20 protein-coding genes and 1 tRNA gene are annotated in these 18,781 nt (G+C 59.8%); 5 read left to right on the forward strand and 16 right to left on the reverse strand.

The annotated features are described in order from the left end of the window. Positions 1-34 precede the first annotated feature (34 nt). The 5 genes from RBH26_RS04440 to RBH26_RS04460 form a co-directional block, all read right to left on the reverse strand. Positions 35-847 carry a hypothetical protein gene (locus RBH26_RS04440; RefSeq protein WP_306756831.1) on the reverse strand — a complete coding sequence of 271 codons (813 nt, stop codon included), beginning with the start codon at positions 845-847 and terminating at the stop codon, positions 35-37. A 657-nt stretch (positions 848-1,504) separates the two neighbouring features. Continuing rightward, positions 1,505-1,575: transfer RNA gene (locus RBH26_RS04445), tRNA-Pro, on the reverse strand. A 100-nt stretch (positions 1,576-1,675) separates the two neighbouring features. Beyond that, positions 1,676-2,596, reverse strand: coding sequence for an RNA-guided pseudouridylation complex pseudouridine synthase subunit Cbf5 (locus RBH26_RS04450; protein ID WP_306756832.1), 921 nt, complete (start codon positions 2,594-2,596; stop codon positions 1,676-1,678). Positions 2,597-2,600: 4 nt separating this feature from the next. Next, entirely contained in the window at positions 2,601-3,176 is a 576-nt protein-coding gene (gene cmk, locus RBH26_RS04455) for a (d)CMP kinase (RefSeq protein WP_306756833.1), read from the reverse strand. Positions 3,177-3,335: 159 nt separating this feature from the next. Continuing rightward, positions 3,336-4,289 (reverse strand): DUF106 domain-containing protein, encoded by a 954-nt coding sequence (locus RBH26_RS04460; RefSeq protein WP_306756835.1) that lies wholly within the window; start codon positions 4,287-4,289, stop codon positions 3,336-3,338. A 260-nt stretch (positions 4,290-4,549) separates the two neighbouring features. Here RBH26_RS04460 and RBH26_RS04465 point away from each other — a divergent pair, with 260 nt between their 5' ends. Then, positions 4,550-6,049 (forward strand): hypothetical protein, encoded by a 1,500-nt coding sequence (locus tag RBH26_RS04465; protein WP_306756836.1) that lies wholly within the window; start codon positions 4,550-4,552, stop codon positions 6,047-6,049. Positions 6,050-6,183: 134 nt separating this feature from the next. On the opposite strand, the gene RBH26_RS04470 is transcribed toward RBH26_RS04465, so the two are convergent. Then, positions 6,184-6,819 (reverse strand): adenylate kinase, encoded by a 636-nt coding sequence (locus RBH26_RS04470; protein WP_306756837.1) that lies wholly within the window; start codon positions 6,817-6,819, stop codon positions 6,184-6,186. A gap of 59 nt (positions 6,820-6,878) precedes the next feature. Between RBH26_RS04470 and RBH26_RS04475 the strand changes: the two genes are divergently transcribed. Beyond that, on the forward strand, positions 6,879-7,328 hold the full coding sequence (locus RBH26_RS04475) for a hypothetical protein (protein WP_306756838.1): 450 nt from the start codon (positions 6,879-6,881) through the stop codon (positions 7,326-7,328). Between the two features lie 83 nt (positions 7,329-7,411). On the opposite strand, the gene RBH26_RS04480 is transcribed toward RBH26_RS04475, so the two are convergent. Then, positions 7,412-7,705, reverse strand: a complete 294-nt coding sequence (locus RBH26_RS04480) for an amphi-Trp domain-containing protein (RefSeq protein WP_306756839.1) — start codon at positions 7,703-7,705, stop codon at positions 7,412-7,414. Positions 7,706-8,172: 467 nt separating this feature from the next. On the opposite strand from RBH26_RS04480, the gene coxB reads away from it, so the two are divergent. The 3 genes from coxB to RBH26_RS04495 all read left to right on the forward strand — a co-directional run bounded on the left by coxB (position 8,173) and on the right by RBH26_RS04495 (position 12,517). Then, positions 8,173-9,171, forward strand: coding sequence for a cytochrome c oxidase subunit II (coxB, locus tag RBH26_RS04485; protein ID WP_306756841.1), 999 nt, complete (start codon positions 8,173-8,175; stop codon positions 9,169-9,171). Further along, entirely contained in the window at positions 9,168-11,639 is a 2,472-nt protein-coding gene (locus RBH26_RS04490; RefSeq protein ID WP_306756842.1) for a cbb3-type cytochrome c oxidase subunit I, read from the forward strand. The genes coxB and RBH26_RS04490 overlap by 4 nt, the downstream gene beginning before the upstream one ends. A 611-nt stretch (positions 11,640-12,250) precedes the next feature. Continuing rightward, the gene (locus RBH26_RS04495; protein ID WP_306756843.1) at positions 12,251-12,517 is read left to right on the forward strand and encodes a cytochrome C oxidase subunit IV family protein; all 267 of its coding nucleotides are present in this window, start codon (positions 12,251-12,253) and stop codon (positions 12,515-12,517) included. Between the two features lie 535 nt (positions 12,518-13,052). Here RBH26_RS04495 and secY read toward each other — a convergent pair. The 9 genes from secY to RBH26_RS04540 are packed head-to-tail and all read right to left on the reverse strand — an operon-like array spanning position 13,053 to position 18,781. Next, on the reverse strand, positions 13,053-14,519 hold the full coding sequence (gene secY / locus RBH26_RS04500; protein WP_306756844.1) for a preprotein translocase subunit SecY: 1,467 nt from the start codon (positions 14,517-14,519) through the stop codon (positions 13,053-13,055). Positions 14,520-14,522: 3 nt separating this feature from the next. After that, on the reverse strand, positions 14,523-15,023 hold the full coding sequence (locus RBH26_RS04505) for an uL15m family ribosomal protein (RefSeq protein ID WP_306756845.1): 501 nt from the start codon (positions 15,021-15,023) through the stop codon (positions 14,523-14,525). 2 nt (positions 15,024-15,025) lie between these two features. Further along, a complete protein-coding gene (locus RBH26_RS04510; RefSeq protein ID WP_306756846.1) occupies positions 15,026-15,493 on the reverse strand; it encodes a 50S ribosomal protein L30 in 468 nt (155 codons plus the stop codon). Then, a complete protein-coding gene (locus tag RBH26_RS04515) occupies positions 15,493-16,149 on the reverse strand; it encodes a 30S ribosomal protein S5 (protein WP_306756847.1) in 657 nt (218 codons plus the stop codon). Before RBH26_RS04515 ends, RBH26_RS04510 begins: the two co-directional genes overlap by 1 nt. Beyond that, positions 16,146-16,694 (reverse strand): 50S ribosomal protein L18, encoded by a 549-nt coding sequence (locus RBH26_RS04520; RefSeq protein WP_306756848.1) that lies wholly within the window; start codon positions 16,692-16,694, stop codon positions 16,146-16,148. Before RBH26_RS04520 ends, RBH26_RS04515 begins: the two co-directional genes overlap by 4 nt. After that, positions 16,694-17,143 carry a 50S ribosomal protein L19e gene (locus RBH26_RS04525; RefSeq protein ID WP_306756850.1) on the reverse strand — a complete coding sequence of 150 codons (450 nt, stop codon included), beginning with the start codon at positions 17,141-17,143 and terminating at the stop codon, positions 16,694-16,696. Before RBH26_RS04525 ends, RBH26_RS04520 begins: the two co-directional genes overlap by 1 nt. Next, the gene (locus RBH26_RS04530; protein WP_306756851.1) at positions 17,136-17,849 is read right to left on the reverse strand and encodes a 50S ribosomal protein L32e; all 714 of its coding nucleotides are present in this window, start codon (positions 17,847-17,849) and stop codon (positions 17,136-17,138) included. The genes RBH26_RS04525 and RBH26_RS04530 overlap by 8 nt, the downstream gene beginning before the upstream one ends. A 3-nt stretch (positions 17,850-17,852) precedes the next feature. Next, positions 17,853-18,386 carry a 50S ribosomal protein L6 gene (locus tag RBH26_RS04535; protein WP_306756853.1) on the reverse strand — a complete coding sequence of 178 codons (534 nt, stop codon included), beginning with the start codon at positions 18,384-18,386 and terminating at the stop codon, positions 17,853-17,855. A gap of 2 nt (positions 18,387-18,388) precedes the next feature. Continuing rightward, complete coding sequence (locus tag RBH26_RS04540) at positions 18,389-18,781, reverse strand: 30S ribosomal protein S8 (RefSeq protein ID WP_306756854.1); 393 nt, start codon at positions 18,779-18,781, stop codon at positions 18,389-18,391.

Raw genomic sequence — 18,781 nt, forward strand, 5'->3', positions numbered from 1 at the left:
ACTGGTCAGAAGACGGGTATACTGCCCGGTAGTATTACGCTTCGACGACGGCGTCGCTGCTGTTTCGGTCGCCCGGAACGCCGACGCGGTCGCGGAACGCGTCACTGGCGATGCCACACCGATAGGCCGGTTTGTACATCATGTTCTCGCCGCCGGCACGGACGTCCCACTCGGTCGCGATCGCTTCTCGGAGGTAGTACTGTGGCCGTTCGTTACCCGGCTTGACGTAGTAGTCACTCAGACGGATCGGATGTCGGTCGAACAGGCCACCGGGCTCGCGGCCGTCGACGAGGACGACCGGCTTCTCGAGGTACAGCTGGCCATCGTGGGCGCGTTTCGCGTGGGCGTTGTCAGCGTGGACGGCGAGCAGTTCCTCGCGTTCCGCCTGCGGCATCTCGGGGGTGACGACGTCGACCCGGTCGACCGTGAAGTACCCGATCAGATATCGGTGGGCCCGCTCGCCGCCGGGCCGGCGCAGCCCGGCGTAGAAGCCGACGACGTCGCCTGGCTCGAGCGCGCGGAGCCGCGAGACGTAGCCGCTGGTCCGGTGCTCGCCGTAGGTCAGCGCCGCAAAGTTCGGGTCGCGGTGCAGCGGCCACGAGGCGAGATCCTCGCCGGTGAGACGACACTCGTCGTCACCGATCGGCTGGGGGGTGATTCGGTTCGTGAGATCGGCCGCGGTGCCGTCGGCCGCACGGAGATTCCACGAACCGAGCGTTTCCGACTCGTCGGTCTCGGAAGTCTTCTCCGGGATCGGGACGTACTCGAACCGTCCGTCGTCGTACAGCGGCGCGAGCGTTCCCAGGTTCGTACTGTCGGCACCGACTCCGGCGAGGACGACCGTCATTACGCGGCTCTTAGAGCCGACGGCCCTAAAGCCGCTGATCTCGAGCCGCCACCGATCGTCGACGGACGGACCGCGGCTTCATCCCTCCGTCTCTGGGTGTGGCCACACGCGACCTTCTTCAAGGCCGACGGTCGGCTTAGACACCACCCACAATTGTTGGCGAACAATCATAACCGACAGAGTTAATAGGGGATCCATTGTCCGAACGAATGATCCCGGGAAGGGACTACGGTCTCCGGGATCGTTCGAGTGGAGTGGCCCATCACAACGCTGGTCAGATCGTGCACGATGGGTGCTTCACCCTTTTGCGTGGATTCGATGTTGCGTGCAGTACCATCTCGAGCCGTGCGTCGAGTTTCCGGCTCCGCTGGGTTGGACACCCACTCGAGTCATAGCAGTCGCTGTGCTCCTTCGTTAGCTGCGACACAAAATATGGAACCACGGTCGCAGCAAAGCTGCTCCCTGATCCCACGTCTTCGTCTCACGGCACAGCAGTCGCTTCGCTCCCTCGTTTGTTACGTCGAAGAAGTGGGACCGCCGAGAATTGAACAGATGCAAGACGCTTCGACTCGCTCGCGCTCGTCGACTGCGACTTGCGTGCTCAATTCTCGGCTCGTTCCAGAGTTCTGTCGCTCACGAGTTTGTTGCGACAAAATATGGGACCGCCGAGAATTGAACTCGGGTCCTACGGACCCCATCCGCAGAGGATACCACTACCCCACGGTCCCGCATGTAGACCCATGGCCGTCTGCCGTTTAAGGGTGTCGTTTCGAACGCAGTCTGGGACGTGATCGCGTACCGTCTTCCCATCTCGAGTCGATCCCAGACTCACACCAGAACACGCTCGAGATCGACGGCGACGCCGCTGTCGGCGTCGACATCCCCGACGAATTCGCCGAGACACACGGCCGCCCCGTCGGGCGTGTAGCAGGCGACCAGGTCGCCCTCGGCAACGCCGTCGTCGACCTCGAGGACGCCCGGCGCGTACACCGGGGCTCCGTTTGCGACCTCGCGCGCTGCGTTGTCGGCGATCACGACGCTGGGGATCCCCTCCAGGATTCGTTCGGCGGGGTCGACGACCTCGTAGAGGAGTTCGGGATCGTCGTCCTCGCGCCAGAACGCCAACGCGTCGAGGAAGTCGTAGGCCGAGTGGAGATCCCGGTCGTCGAACGGCGACGTCGCTGTCCGGCGTAAGTGACCCATGTGACCGCCGGTGCCAAGCGCCAGTCCGAGGTCGTGACAGAGTTTGCGAACGTAGGTGCCACTCTCACACCGGATCCGCAACAGCGCCTTGCGGTCGTCGGTCTCGAGCACCTCCAAATCGTAAATCTCGCGTACGCGGAGGCGACGCGAGACGGCACTCTTTCGCGGGGGCTTCTGGTAGATCGGCCCCTCGAACTCGGTGACGATCGACTCGACGTCGCCGGGAACCGGGGCGTGACACTCGAGAACAGCGACGTACTCCTTGGGGCCCTCGAGGAAGACCTGGGCGAGCCGGGTCGCCTCGCCGAGCATGACGGGGAGACAGCCGGTCACCTTGGGATCGAGGGTCCCGGCGTGGGCCGCCTGCTCGATCGTCGCGTCCGCACCGCGTTCGGCGAGCGTCTCGTCGACGGCGTCACGCAGCCACCCGCTAACCTGGTGGGAAGACGGCCCTGGTGGCTTGTCGAGGTTGACGACGCCGAACGTGAGCAGTTCTTCCGGAGTACGTTCGTCGGGCGGGCCACGGAGGCGAGAGCGTTCGGCCATGGCCTCAGAACTCGTACTCGGTGTCGACGCGGGCCTGTCCCTCGTCGCCTGCTGCCTCGTAGCGTTCGACGGCGGTGACGAACATATCCAACACGGCCTCGGGCTCCCAGCGGGCCGTGTTCACCGAGAGATCGTAAATCGTCAGATCGCGGATGTCGATGCCGTAATACTCCTGGTAGCGCTTGGCCTCGCTTGCCTCCCGGGCTTTCGTCTCCTCGGTCGCCCGTTCGGGATCTTTCCCTTCGCGCTCGGCGATGCGCTGGCCGCGAACTCGTGGTGGGGCATCTAACCAGAACCGGAAGTCAGCCTGGTCGCCGGCCAGCCAGCCCGCGAGTCGAGACTCGAGGACGAGGTCGTCCTCTTCGCAGGCGATCTCGCGCAGCCGACGATCGAGGTCGCGATCGATCTGGTCGTTCTCCTCGGCGAGTTTGTTGAACTCGAGGGGTGTGTAGCCACGCTCCTCGGCGAGTTCACGGAAGATGTCACCGCCGCTGACGTGCTCTAAGTCGAACCGCTCGGCGAGCAACTCCGCTGTCGTACTCTTCCCGCTACCCGGCGGGCCGGAGACGGTGAGTAACATATCTGTTCTGCGCGGTGGCCGCTAAAATGGGTTTTGAATCGTTCGATACACGCATGGCGCGCATTCGGCGCAGTCGCTCGACGCTGTCGTATTCGAGGACGGAAATCGGAGACCGGAAACCGAAGATCGGAACCGAAGTCGGTGACGTCGCCGGCTGATTCAGGCCGCCGACGGCGTCATGTCGATGTTCAGCGCCTTGCGAAGCAGCTGGGTAAAGCCCATCGAGCACAGGAAGTACCAGACGATCCAGGCCGGCATCGGACCGAGCAGTCCCGAATTCCAGGTCGTCTCACCGGCGATCGGCATGACGATCGTCGCTTCGGCACCCTCGAGGCCGACACCGTGGACCTTCCAGTACATCCAGAGGAACAGCGGGATGGTAAACAGCATGATCCAGACCATCGGTCGGAGCTGTTCTTTGAACATCCCGAGGTTCTCGGCCATGGCCTCCATCTGCTCCTCGCGGACCTCCTCGAGTTCGTTCTCGAGGCGTTCGATTTCGGCTTCGCTGGCGCCGCGTTCCTCGGCTTCTTTCTTGCGGTCGCGGACGTCTTGCTGTTTCTCCTGCATGGCCTTCATCCGCTGCTGGTATTTGCCCATGATCTCGGGGTTCATCAGGTTCGCCTGCAGCAGCGTCGAGTACAGGCCAGTCAGCAGGGCGACCGAGAGGATAACGGCATAGAAGGGCAACGTAGCGTCCAGCGGCGCGAGCGCGAGGTCGATCGTACTCCCGACCGTCGCCTGGACGGGATCGAACCAGTAGCCGAACATCAACAGCAGCGATCCGACGCCGGCTAGTTTGTCCCACTGGGACCACTGGGTCTCTTCGTCGTCGAGATCGACGTCGGCGTCATAGCTCCCGCCGTCGACGTCACCGTCGAGCGCCTCGTCGAAGGCCTCGCGGTCGGCGATCTCGAACCCTTCGTCGCCGTCGACTAGTACTCCTTTCTCGATTAGTCGGCCCCATTGTCCGCTCGTCAGATCGTCGCGGACGTCGGCCCACTCGACCTCGCCGTCGTTCTCGTCGGCCGCCTCGCGAATGGCCTCGAGAGCATCGGACATGGAAGAATCCTCGCGGACGAGGTCGTTGATTTTCTCCGCTGTACGCGTCATCTGTCTTGGGCTAGGGTACGTTCGGTATACAAGTGTTTATCTTCCGTTCCCTTGCGACTGCTCGGCCGTTGCCTGCGGTAGTCGATATCACTGTCGCCGAAGCTGCTACTCGTTATTGTTTATTTCCAACTATAATATCGACATATTTGGCGCCCACAGCTACGAGGGCGCCATATGAAGGGGCATGATCTATTGGAATTACCGATTGTATTATTATCCTGACTCTCAAGAACAAAGACATGGGCACATCACGTGGAAGTGTGGCAACTCCTGTCACACGTTCCTCGAGTCGGGGGCAGTCGACGGTACTGGGTATCGTTTTGTTGATCGGGATAGTTGCCGCAGGCAGTATTGGTATTCTTCTCATTGCTGGTGATATGATTAGTAATTCACAACAGCAGTCTGAGCAGGAACAAGTTGAGCAAACATTCGTCGAATTAAGTAAAACAATGTCTGCAGCAGCAACTGATGATACTGCTAACAAAATGCGGTTCAATGCTGGCGACCACGGTGCGATTGTGAAAACAGAAGCTGGCCATATTAATATAACTGGAGACAATTTTGACGAGCCAATAGACGTTACTGTGGGTGCCATTGAATATCAAGGAGAAGATGGGACAGCAATTGCGTACCAAGCAGGCGGTGTGTTTCGTGGGACTGGTAACGAAACACAGATTGTTTCGGCACCTCCACTTGATTATGATGTAGGGACAAGCACACTTACGTTCCCGATTATCGAAGTCGAAAACGAGGGACAGATTGACTCTGGTGACGTGTCAATTTCACACTCTAATACAACAACTTATCAGTCTGCAACCTATGCAGAACAGAGTACTATTACGGTAAATATTACGAGCGAGTATTGTGTAGGTTGGGAAAATTACTTTGAGCAGGAAACTCGCAACACTGAGGGACAAGTAATCCAGGAAACATGTAATGAAGGAACCGACAATTCTGTAGAGGCTAAACTAGGCCGGTTTGATATTAGCGATGGGACATTCGAAGACGGAATTGTCACTGGTGAAGCTAATATTGAGGGCGGCGGACAACATGCAAATCTTGACCTTTCAGAAAGCGATCAGATCTATCCACAACTAGATAGTGAAATCGGCACAATGGTGGATGATGCAAAGGATGATAATGAAATAACAAATCTTACAAATGTTTCGGAAGAACCAGTGCCAGAAGGAAAATATTTCGCAAAAGAAGTCGTTGGTGAAGAATACACATTCGATGTATCGGAGGGGAATACCACTTTGATAGTTGAAGGTGATATTGGTGATAGTAGTCTCGCAGTTGAGGGTACAGATAACAACACAAATTCCCTTCAAATTTTCTCAGAAGGAGATCTTTATTATAACTCTGGTCATAATAGTATTTGCGCAACAGATTGCTCTGAACCCATAAACTCCCAAGCACTCCAAATATACGGGACGTCGGAAATGCACGTCGGCATGGATGGGGGTAATTCAGATTTTGAAGGAGTAATTTACGCTCCAGCTGGGGGAAATGAATTCAAAGAAGGATATGAAAGTGACGAGATCGACAGTTGTGGTAGTCAACTTTGTCTTCAAGCAGCTGGTGACCTTCATGGATCTGTTGTTGTTTCCTCAGCCACTGTTAAATCTGCTGCACCGGAGGGAATGTATGATCCAGAACTTGAGAACTTTTCCCCAACGATTAATCCAGACAGTTATGTCTTTCCACCACATCTCACATATCTCAACATTGCTGAATACAAAGTTGACATAGAGGATTAAAAAACCATCATAGTATTTCCGTAAGTCCCTCTTCCATTTACTATTCGGAACAAAACTCAGATCGAACTATCTGGACTTGATTGATGTATCTGTTCATTTTATATTATGAAAAATTTATCGAATTCTAACGTGCTTTAGCTGGCGTCTTCGATCGTCGTCTTCACGTTCTCCCAGACCTCGTCGGGTGCTTGCTCGCCGTCGACGCGCTCGAGCGTGCCCTCTTCCTCGTAGTACTCGATGACCGGTTCGGTGTTCTCACGGAAGACGCGCAGTCGTTCCTTGACGGTCTCCTCGGTGTCGTCGTCGCGTTGCTCGAGTCGCTCTTCGACTTCGGGGTCTTCCGGCGGGTTGTACTCGACGTGGTAGATGTCGCCCGTCTCGGGGTCGAGTCGGCGACCCGTGAGTCGGTGGATCAGTTCGTCTTCGCTGACGTCGAGGTAGAGCGCGGCGTCTAAGTCGGTCATGTCCTCGAGTTCTTCGGCCTGCTCTAAGTTGCGCGGGTAGCCGTCGAGGACGAAGCCGTCGGCCTGGGAGAGGGCCTCGTCGACGATGGCGTTGACGACCTCGTCGGGGACGAGTTCGCCCTGGTCCATATACTCCCGTGGCGTATCGTACTCCGTGTCCATATCGGAGATGTCCATGTCCTTGTTCGCACGGAGTGCGTCGCCGGTGGTGATGTGGTCGACGTCGAACTCCTCGGTGATCTTTGCGCTCTGTGTCCCCTTTCCTGCCCCGGGTGCACCCAGGATCAGAATTCGTGGCTGTGCCATATGCGGGCGTTCACCGGCGTCACATAAAGGTTTAAAGAAATGGTCACATCCGTTCCGGTATGACGCGATTCGACGCGGCTGATCCGACGGAGCGGCGAAAACTGTACGTCGATGCCATCCAGGCACACCGCAAGCGGGGAAGCGGCTTTCTGACGCTCGAGGTCGATGAGGCTTCCCTCTCCGATCTCGACGACGCTGACGAGGGGGACGACGCTGCCGATGGGCCCGCCAGTCCCGACCCCGATCTCGGCGTCCCCTGGCTCCAGTTCGGCGACGGCACGATCAACCTCGATTGCACCGACGACGAACTCGAGACGCTCAAGACACTCCTCGGCGAGTTTCCGGCGTTTAAAATCGACGCGATCCATCGCCCCGAGGAGGCCGAAGGGGTCAACGTCCGCGTGAGTGCGAAAGCCGATCCCAACAGGATCGCCCAGTGTCTCGACGCGATCTTTCAGCGCGTCTACGGCCTCCCCGAGGACGTCCGCGTCTGGATCGTCGAACTCTAGTGGTGTTCACGCCTGCGCTGTTGGGTCGAACCATGCCGTGGGTCGGTTCGATCCAGCAGTCGACGGGTGGAACGGTACTCCTCCTACTCGATCTTGAGGTTGCCGTCGCCGTCGGCCTGCTCCTCGCCTTCGTCCCACTCGAGTTCGAACTCGAGTCCGAGTTCGCCGGGGCCGTCGGGCGCCGAACTCGAGGTCTCTCGTTCGGCTTTGATCTCGAAGGTCGGTCGGGCTGGTGGCGTCATCGTCACCGACTCGCCGCCGGCCTCGAGTCCGATCGGGTCGCCGGCCTCGAGGCTGTCGGCAACGGAACGGAGGTACTCGGCGATATCGGCGCGGTCCATCTGCCGTTCGAACTTGAAGAGGACTTCTTCCGGCATAGGTGACCTTCGGGGTGAACGATATAGAGCGTTCCGGCGCGGTACGGTGGAAGCGAAATCATTCGGACCACTCGGTACTCGATGTGAGACACCCGCGCGCGTGAGCGCGCACCACCCCATCGAATGTCGGTGCTTCGCATAACCGCCGGACGGCAGTCGTTCACTACCCGAACATATTCGTTTTGAGGCCGTCAACTTCCGCTAATCTGTTTCAAACCGAACACGAAATCCGATACACAACGATAGAAAAAAGAGCCTCGACTCTAACCTAATGTTGAGGGACTGAGAGGTGATAGCACGGTGGCACATCGAGGAAACGACTCGATTCGCCGTACTGCCGGCCGACGAGAGGAATCAGTTGGCTCGTTTCCAAATAGATAAGTGTCCCGGGCTATCATCCTCCGCAGTATAATCGGTATTCAAACGAGGTGAACACAATTTACAGCGCAATTACAACCCTGACGCCGTTGCAGCAATCTCGCGTTGACGTGTTCGAGAGCATCTTCCTGGTGTTTCTCGGACTCGGTACGCTTGTCGGCGTCGTCGTCGTCGCGTACACCTTGTACAACGCGTACAAGTATCGCGATGCCGGCGAGCCGAAAGACGACGAGTCGCTGCCAACGCTCGGGGAACTACCGACAGGTGGAAAGGGTGGAAAGAAACTGTTCTTGTCGTTCGGCATCAGCGCCGTCATCGTCATTTCGCTGGTCGTCTGGACGTACGGGATGCTCCTGTACGTCGAGGACCCAGAGGACGAGTTCGACGAGGAGCCAGTCGAGATCGAAGTCGTCGGTGACGGCTTCGCCTGGCACTTCGAGTACGAGAACGGCGTCCAGGCCACTAATACGATGAACGTCCCGGCAGATCAGCCGGTCGCAATCGAGGTGACGTCTGGTGACGTCTGGCACTCCTTCGGGATCTCGGACTTACGTGTGAAAGCGGACGCGATCCCGGGTGAGTACGACGAGACGTGGTTCATGGCCGAAGAGGCCGGTGAAGAACACCGTATCGAGTGTTTCGAGCTCTGTGGTGACGGCCACAGCGCCATGGACGGCACTGCCGAAGTCATGGAACAAGACCAGTTCCACGACTGGCTCGACAGCCAACTGGCGCTCGACGTCACGCTCGAGACCGAAGACGAGGAAGCGGTCACGAACGTCACCGACGAGTTCGACGTCGAACTCGTCCACGTCGAGGACGGTACCGAGTACACGTTCGACGGGGCCGACTTCGACGAAGAGGGAACGCTCGCACTCGACGAGGAACTCGAGCAGGGCGGTGAGTTCGAACTGACGATCACGTTCGAAGACACCGTCACGTACGAGGACGAGGAAACGGACACGATCGAAGACACCATCTCCGTCACGGGTCCATCGAGTGAAACCTACACGATCGACCTCGATGCAGCGGACGACAACGATGAAAACGACGATGCGGAAACTGACGAAGGAGGTGACGACGAATGAGTGACCTTCCGCCGATGACGTCGGTCAAGCGGTGGCTGGTCACGACCAACCACAAGGACGTCGGGATTCTCTACCTCTCGACGGCCCTGTTTTTCCTCCTGTTCGGTGGGATTCTCGCCCTCCTGTTCCGGGCCCACCTGTGGGAAGCCGGCGGGACGGGACTGCTGACGGACAACGAGTTCAACCAGGCCGTCTCGGCCCACGGGCTGTTGATGGTGTTCTGGTTCCTCTCGCCGATCGCATCCGGGTTCGCGAACTATCTCATCCCACTCCAGATCGGAGCGGATGACCTCGCGTTCCCGCGACTGAACGCGTTGAGTTACTGGTTCTACCTGTTCTCGGGGATCCTGCTCGCCCTGTCGTTCTTCCAGGGTGGGCACTTCGCCGGCGGGTGGACCATGTACGCGCCGCTGAACGTGCCGACGTACACACCGGCGATGGAGGCGACGACCGGTGGCAACGCGACGATCCTCGCGTTGATGTTGTTCATCTTCTCGATTACGATCGGGACGGTCAACTTCCTCGTTACTATCCACCGCTCGCGTGCGGAAGGCCTCGGCCTCTGGAACATGCCGATGTTCACCTGGTCGTGGCTGCTGACCGTCTGGATGATGCTGTTTGCGTTCGCGGCACTGCTCGCTGCGATCCTGTTGCTGTCGATCGACAGGCTCTTCCTGACACAGTACTTCGCGACTGATCAAGGATCGGGTCTGCTGTGGGCACACCTGTTCTGGTTCTTCGGCCATCCAGAGGTGTACATCGTCTTCTTCCCCGCCCTGGGGATCATGTTCGAGACGTTCCAGACGTTTACGGGACGTCGTCTGGTCGGCCGGAAGTGGGTCATCATCGCGATGGTCCTGGTGACAGTCCAGTCCTTCCTGGTCTGGATGCACCACATGTTCCTGACGACGATCAACTTAGAGATCAAGACGCTGATGATGGCGACGACCATCGGGATCTCGTTACCGTTCGACCTGATGGTCTTCGCGTTGATCTACACGATGGTCAAAGGACGGGTTCGGTTCACGACGCCGTTCCTGTTCAGCCTCGGTGCGCTCGTCTTGTTCATCCTGGGCGGGATCACCGGAGTGTTCCTGGGTGCGGTCGTGCTCGACTACGAGTTCCGTGGCACCTACTGGGTTGTCGCCCACTTCCACTACGTGATGGTCTCGGGGGTCACTGCCCTGATCGGCGGCCTCTACTACTGGTGGCCGAAGATCTCCGGAAAGATGTACTCCGAGACGCTCGGGAAACTCAACTTCGCCGTCTACTTCATCGGCTTCAACCTGCTGTACTTCCCGCTGTTCCTCGCCTGGGAGACCCCACGCCGTGTCTTCCACTTCAGTGAGAGCATGGAGATCTACCACCAGGTCGCGACCGTCGGGGCCTTCATCCTCGGTGCGTCGTTCCTGATCATGTTCTACACGTTCGCCAAAAGCTGGGTCTCCGGTCCCGAAGCACCGGACAACCCGTGGGAGTACTCCCGCACTGCCGAGTGGTCGATCACTTCGCCGCCGCCACTCGAGAACTGGGACGGTCGTCCCACCTACGCTAGTGGCCGCCTCGAGTTCGTCGACGACTCGAAGGCAGCGACTGACGGCGGTGTTGCCACCAGCGAAGCGGCTACCACCGCACACGAGGAAGAACACGCTGACCACGCCAGCATCTGGCCGTTCGGTATCGGTGTTGGTATGTTCGTCTTCTTCCTCGGTCTGACGGGGCTGACGCCCTATATGGTCGAGTTCGCAGAGGGAACTGGCTCGCCACCGGAAGGCATCGTCGGGACTGCCAACGATCCGAACATCATGTATCCGATCATCACGGTCGCCGGACTGGCGATTCTCGGATACACGCTGTTCAAGTTCGGTGTCGAGGAGTTCAACGCCCCCGAGATGGCGATCGCCGAACGCTGGCCGTTCGAGGGCGTCGGCAACACGAAGTTCGGTGTCTGGGTCTTCCTGGCGTCGGACGTCATGGTCTTCGGTGCAGCCATCGGGGCGTTCGTCTTCATGCGCCTGCACATGGGCTGGGGCAACTGGGAGACCGTTCCCTTCGCCTCCTGGCCAGGCCTGCTCAACACCTACGTGTTGCTCACCTCGAGCTTCACGGTGATCCTCGCGCTCGTCTTCGCCGAGCGCCAGAACAAGAAGGGGCTGCTCGGCGCGCTCGGTGCGACGCTCCTGCTCGGCCTGACGTTCATGGGCGTCAAGGCCTACGAGTACAGCGTGAAGTTCGCCGAAGGTGACTGGTGGTGGAGCGGCATCGAATACTCCATCTACTTCGTCACGACCGGCTTGCACGCACTGCACGTGATCCTCGGCCTGCTGATCGCGATCTTTATGATCTACCGGGTTATCAGCGTCGACGCCTACCTCGAGGATCACCGCCCAGTGGAGTTCTTCGGACTCTACTGGCACTTCGTCGACATCGTCTGGGTCTTCCTCTTCCCGCTGTTCTACCTGATGTAGCGGTTCCCCGCTACACCAGTTCGCGTTCGAATTTTTTGGAATCCAGTCGGAGCAGGCTACAGAGCGAAGCTCTCACGCTCGAGTGACTACGACGACGGGCCGATACCGACGGACGTGTCGCCGTTTCTATGAGAGACTGGTACGCGTAGCGAGGAGCTGTCATCCGGTTCTCGTCGTTTTATACGAGTCGTAGCGAGCGTTCAGCTCGTCGTGTTCCAAGGCCATCGTCCGTTGTGCCGAAGAAGTTCGAGAGCCCAGGTCGAGCCCGAGCCATCACGACGACTCGAGGCCAGTACTGGACCGCCAGACGACATCAGAGACCGAGGATCGTGACCGGTGTGGGACGAGACAGCTATAGTAACAACTGAAACTGTTTGCACACCGATCGCACAGGCCTCATGCGGTCTGGTGTGCACTGACTTTCAGTGGCTACTATAGATCGATAGCCGACAGCCACATCGCTGACGTGGACTGACTTTCGTCTCGTTTTCGATACAGCATCGATATCGGCTACTCTCGAGACTCCACTCGGCAGTCAGTCCAGACCGTCACTCGAGGCGAACGGATCGTATCAGGAAGCTATAAGTGGACGTCTTCCACATTCTATAGCAATGGCTGACGTTCGGACATACTCCATCATATACGTCGTGCTGTTGGTGTTAGGGACCGCCAAGTTCGTGTTCTTCGAACTCGACCAGGTGTTTACGGAGCAGATGGCGATCACCGGGACTGTAATCTTGGCAGTCATCAAGTCACTGCTCATCGCTGGCTACTACCAGCACCTTCGGGAGGAACCACGTTCGATCACCTACATGATGATCGTCGCGGTGTTCATGGTCTTCCTGCTGACCGTCGCAGCAGGCTACTCGATCCAGTAATCCGGTTCCGTTCATCCAATCGACGATCGGCGTCTCGTACGTCCACTTTCGGTTCTAGTCCCATTTTCTCTCGAGTCAGAGCGCTCGAGCCATGCGAATCGATAACCGAGACAGTCGTGTGAGCTGCCCGATCCTACTCGCTCGCTTGCGCTTGCTCCTCGAGGGTATCGTGCACGGTTGGCACCTCAATTTAGCGTGGCTGCCAAACAACGACGATACCTGTTCTAGTGGCGTCCCCAGCCTGCAGTGACAGGAATATCCGATAGCGGCCGGCTGTGTGTACGCATCACTCGACGCTGGGGACGGTACTAGACCGGCATCTCGATCTAACTGTGGGCAGTCGTAGCTGCACTGGCACTGGCCGACAGCAGCCAGTGTGGGGTCGTCGTAGAGACACTCAATCGACTGTCGAAACGACCTCGAGAAACGAGTTCTGTCTACCTGCCGTATATCGAGAGGATATCGGTGTCGTCCTGCGATCGGTGTACAGCGACGACTCTCGAACGGAAAGACGAGAAAATGGAAGACGGAGGCGTTATTCGCGCCCGAACATATCGCGCATCATCGGGTGCATCTCCATCATCTGCTCTTCGGCGATTTCCTCGTAGAGCTTGTACGTGATGGAGACGGCCAGTAGCAGGCCAGTGCCGGAGACCGCCCCGATGGTGCCGAGCATGTTCGCCCAGACGGCCAGCAGGCCGACCAGGGCGCCACCGATGACGGTCACCTGCGGGATGTACCGTTCCATGACCTTCTCGATGACGCCGACGTTCTGTCGGAATCCGGGGATCTGCATCCCGGAGTTTTGGATCTGGCGGGCAGTGGCTTTGGGGCCCATGTTGGTGGTCTCGACCCAGAAGATGGCGAAGATCGCACCACCGACGACCATGAACGTCAGGTCGATGGAGATGCGGATCAGCACCTGCCAGGCCGCTTGACCGACGTCTGCCGTCCACCACATCCAGTCGCCGGGCGAGTAGATCGGCGCGGTGTAGTAGAAGAACCCGCCCACTGGTTCGCCGCCGGAGTAATCTCCGAGCCATGCAGGCATGCCGGCCCACTGGCTGTTCAGGATCTGACCCATGAACTGGATGTTGGCCTGCAGCGCGCGGACGAGGATCATCGGCAGGACGCTCGCGTAGATGAGCTTCACGGGGAAGCGGCCACGAGCACCCTTCACGCGGGCGTGGCTGAGCGGGATCTCGACGCGGACGGACTCCGCGTAGACGACGATCGCGAAGATCAGGACCGTCGTCACCAGCGCGATGAGTTGTCCGCCACCTTCGCTGACCAGCAGCGTCGAAAGGCCGTCTGCCGAAACCAGCGAGCCGACCTCGATCTGCCCGGTCAGGATCATATACCAGTTGTAGAAGAACCCGCCTTCTCTGGGCTGGACGAACCCGGAGACGAGCCGCTGGCTGACGCTGGCGATGATGAACAGACCGATCCCGCTGCCGATCCCCCACTTACTGACGACCTCGTCCATGTAGAGGATGAGGATCCCGCCAACGAAGATCTGGGAGAACATCAACAGCTGGACTTCCGTCTGTCCGAAGGTGAGCCCGCCAAGCGTCAGAGACGGCTGGGCTGGCAGGAAGCCGCCGGCGAACACCATCGGGAGCGCAGTCAGCGCCGTCATGACGATGACGAGCAGCTTCTGCAGCCCCTGATAGAGCACCTGGTCTCGAGGGTCGTCGGTGTCGAGACCGAGCAAGTTCGCACCGCCGAGCAACTGCAAGACGATGCTCGCAGTGACGATCGGGCCGATACCGACCTGCATCAGCGACCCGTGCTCCCCGGCGAGGATCGCACGGAATTCGCCGAAGAAGTCGGATGCCTCTCCGACCTGCAGACCGAGCAGCGCGATGTTCGTCAGGAAGAAGTACAACACGAGGATGCCGGCAGTCCACGCCAGCTTGCGCTTGAAGGGGACGTGCCCCTCCGGCCGGCGCACTGCGGGCATCCGCGTCAAGACCGGTTCGGCGGCTTCCTTCCATCCCATACGTTAGTCCTCGTTCTGTTCGGTGTCGTCTTCGGCTTCGTCCTCGGCTTCCTGAGCTTCCTGTGCGCGCTCGGAGAGCAGCGCTTTACCGCCGGCAGCCTCGAGTTTCTCTTCGGCGCCGTCGGAGAAGGCGTCCGCCGTGATCTCGAGTGCGTTGCGGACCTGCCCCGAGCCAAGCACTTTCACTTTGTCGACTTCGTGACCGTCTTCGACGATGTCGCGAGCGTCGATCGCGTAGCCGTCGTCGGTCTCTTCGGCGTCGCCCTCCGCGACGTAGAGGATCGCGTCCTCGTCGAGTTTCTGGACGTCGATCTCCGCGACTTCCTCGCGGATGTCGTGGGGACGCTTGAAGCCGTGTTTGCCCTTCGGTTCGTAGTTGTGGAACTCGTGTTTGCTACGTCCGGCACGGCCGCGGCCACCGCGGTGGCCAGCACCGCGACGGTTCTTGTGGGAGCCGCCGCTGTGCGTTCGCGAACCGCGCTGACGTCGTTTTTTGCTCGTCATGGTTATCGCATCGATTCTAGCAGGTCGTTAATCTGCGCCGTTGTATGCTTTCCGAGTTGGCCGCCCTCGGCGGTCGGCTTCTTGATTCCGTCGTGGCCACCGCGCGGTGGGTGGAGACGGAGCGTCGGCGACAGTCCTTCGTCGCGAAGCGTCGTCTCTTCGGCGAGCAGTGCCTCGGCGAGTGCACCGAAGTCGTCGTACTCGGTGTTCTCGGCGAGCCACTCCTCGTCGACGTCCGACTGGTCGCCCTCGAGGGGTTCGGCACGCTTTGCAAGCAGCGTCTCGAGTACGTCGGCGTTCGGTTCGCCGTGAGCGACGTAGTCGTTGACCTTCGTGATCATCCCCTCGTAGGTGTCGGTTTCGGGGACGAGCGCACAGTGGTTGACGCTGTGGATGTTGAGCATCTCCAGGGTATCCTGGACGTCTTCCTGCCGGTTCACCTCACCGCGTACTTGCACGACTGCACGCATTACTCAGTCACCTCGGCTTCCTCTCGGGTGGCTCGAGACCGTGGATGTCGCGACTGAGAGGCGTTCTCGAGTGCGTTGAACGTCGCCTTCGCGAGATTGACGGTCGTCCGCGTGTTGCCGTGGCTCTTGGTCCAGGCGTTCTCGATGCCGGCCAGTTCGAGCACCGCGCGAACGGTGTCACTGGCGGCGAGTCCCAGCCCTTCGGGGGCGGGGATGACCTCGACCTCGACGGAGCCGGCCTTGCCGGTCGTCTTGCGGGTCAGCGAGTGGGGCCGCTCCGAACGGTCCTCCCACGAACCGGAGCCACGCGGCACCTTGATCATGTTCAGCTTCGCGATACCGATCGCCTTCTGGATGGCGGAGCCAACCTGGTCGTCCCGGCCTTCCGCGTAGCCGACGTAGCCGTCGCGGTTGCCCACGACGACCACACAGCGGAACTTCACGCGGCGTCCGGAGTCGGTCATACGCTGGACCATGTTGATGTCCAGCACTTCGTCGTCCAGTCCGGGGAGGAGTTGGTCGACGATTTCGGGTTCCTTCAGCGGCAGTCCCGAGTTGAGGGCGTCGTCCATCGTGTCGATTTCGCCCTCCTGGACCTTCCGGCCGAGACGGGTGACCGGCTGCCATCCGTCGTCGTTGTAGTCGTTTGCGCTCATTCGAGAATCGCCTCTCGTACCTCGTCGAAGTGTTCTGGTAGGTCCGTTGCGTCGAACTCACCGCTGTACAGCGGCTCGTCGAGTTGCTCGGCGTACTCGGCGATGTGTTCGCCGCGGGTACGCGACCAGTCAGCGAGCACGCTGTCGTTGTGCGGGATCTCGAGACCGGCGTCGATCGCACCCTCCTGGACGGCGAACACCTTGTTGCCCGGCGTGGCCGTGTTGAGACCGATGTCGAGAACTGCTTCCTCGACGCCGGCCTCGACGGCTCGCGTCCCGGCCAGCAGGCCGGTCAGGTACGCCGCAGAGATGTTGCTCGTGGGGGCTTCCCAGCCGTACTCCTCGAGATCGCTCGAGTGTGCGCTTGCAAGCGTCTCGTCGCCCTGTGGTCCGGGGGTGATCAGCTGCGCCGTAGTATGCTTGTTGCTCTTGCGAGCGACGAGGCGGGGCTTGCCCGATTTCAGCAGGCGCAACCTCTGGTGGTAGTCCGTCCGGACCTCGCGGCGACGACGCATCGGCACCTTGTATCGTGGTCCTGTCGCCATTATTGGTCACCGTAGTTGTCGTCAATGTAGTTCAACAGGTACCGGACGCTACGGAACTCCCCACCGCCAGCTTTCTTGTAGAGCTCGCGGTACTGCTGGGGCGTGAGTTCGCCCTTGTCGCGGAGTTCACGCAGCTTCCGTCGCTGTGCGCGAATCTTGTTCTGCCACTCTTCCTTTTCGTTCTGGCGTGCGCCCTTCTTGCCGCGGCGCTTGCCTGGTCCCTTCCGGTGACCGTAGGCACGCTTTTTGTTGCGCTCGCGTGCGCGGCCACGGGAGTTCCCTTTGGCGTCTTCGGCCTGAATGCGACCGTCCTCGACGAGTTCACGGATCTCGTCGCGGGTGATCGCTTCGGCGATGTCGGCCTGGGCGTCGGGGTCGAGCCAGACGCGGTTCTCGCCGACGTCCAAGACGTCGGCTGCGAGTCGCTTCTGTGCGGAGAGATCAGTCATTGGATTCCACCTCGACTTCCTCGTAGGTCGGGTTCAGAACGCGGATACCCTCCTCTTCGGCGACCTCTTCGATCCGTTCACGCTTGCGCGCGCCGACGGCGGAGGCGATCCGGACCGCCTCGCGATCGCCGTCGACACCCTCGAGGTCGTCGGTGTTCTCGACGTAGACCTCTTCGAAGCCGCTGGGGTGTTTGCCCCGGACTTCTTCGGGCGTGCGGAAGCCAGCCGACACCTTCGGACCCTTGCCCTTGATGCCGCGGCGCTGCTTGGACAGCGTTCCGCGTGGACGGCGCCAGGATTCGGGCGTCCGCTTTTTCTTGTGGTAGTCCTGTCGGTTGAACTGCGGTTTGCCCTCGCTTTTGCGCCGCTCGAGGAGTCGTTCTTCCTCCTCGGTGAGGTCGGGCGTCTTGTCGACGAGCCCGCGAGGCTGCAGTTCGGTCTCGACGTCTTCGTCCGGTTTCGCTTCTTCCTCGACGCCTTCGTCTTCGATCTCGGCCTCGGTCTCTTCGGTGACCTCGAGATCGCCGACGTCGGCCTTGATACGAGCCGCGAGCGCGTTACCGACGCCCTCGGCCTCGGCCAGTTCGTCCTGGTCGGCCTCTTTGACGTCCTCGATGGACTCGAAACCGGCCTCTCGCAGGGCCTCGGCCTTGCTCTCGCCGACGCCGCTGATGTCCTCGAGTTCCTGGGGTTGTTCGTCTGCCATCTATCAGGCACCTCCAGTCGCGGGTTTCTCGGTGATGTAGACTCCGTCCTGGAAGACGCGGGTGTCCTTGCCGCTGACGCGTGTCAGCTGCTCGATGTCGGCTGCCGTCTGACCGACGTCCTCCTTGTCCGGACCGGAGAGGACGACGACCTCGTCGTCGACGGAGACTTCGGTGTCACCATGGATGTTCGTACGTCGCTCTGCCTTTTCGCCGAGGAAGTTCTCGATGACGACTTCGTCGCCTTCCGCGCGGACCTGCATCGGGAAGTGAGAGTAGAAGACTTCCATCTTGTACTCCCAGCCCTCGGTCACGCCGTGGAAAGCGTTGGTGAGGTGGCTCTCGAACGTGCCAACGGTCGCGTTCGTCTTCGCGTCCTCGTTGTCACTTTCGATTACCACGCTGTCGTCCTCAACCTCGACGGTCACGTCGGGATACCAGAGGCGGCGGGTGACGCTGCCTTCCGGACCGTCGACGGTCACGTCAAGGTGGTCTTTCTCGACGGTTACGTTGTCAGGGATGTCCAGTTCGACTCGCATTGTTAGTAGACGTATGCGATCACCTGGCCACCGATCCCCTGCTGGCGCGCCTCGTAGTGGCTCATGATGCCACTGCTCGTCGTGACGACGAGCGCACCGAAGTCCCGAGCGGGGAGATAGCGCTTCTCCCACTTCTCGAACTCATCGGCACTGACGCTGTAGCGGGGCTTGACGGGGCCACACTCGTTGATCGCTCCTTTCAGTTCGACCTCGAACTGACCGGCTTTGCCGTCGTCGACGAACTCGAAGCCGTCGATGTACCCGCGGTCGTAGAAGACCTCGAGTACGCTGCCGATCTCGTTCGAGGCGGGCGTTACCTCGTGGCTCAGTTTCCCGACGCTCTCGGCGTTGTCGAGCCCCGAGAGCGCGTTGCTGAGTGGATCGTTTCCTGTCAT

Source organism: Natronolimnohabitans sp. A-GB9, assembly GCF_030848565.1.
Classification (GTDB): domain Archaea; phylum Halobacteriota; class Halobacteria; order Halobacteriales; family Natrialbaceae; genus Natronolimnohabitans.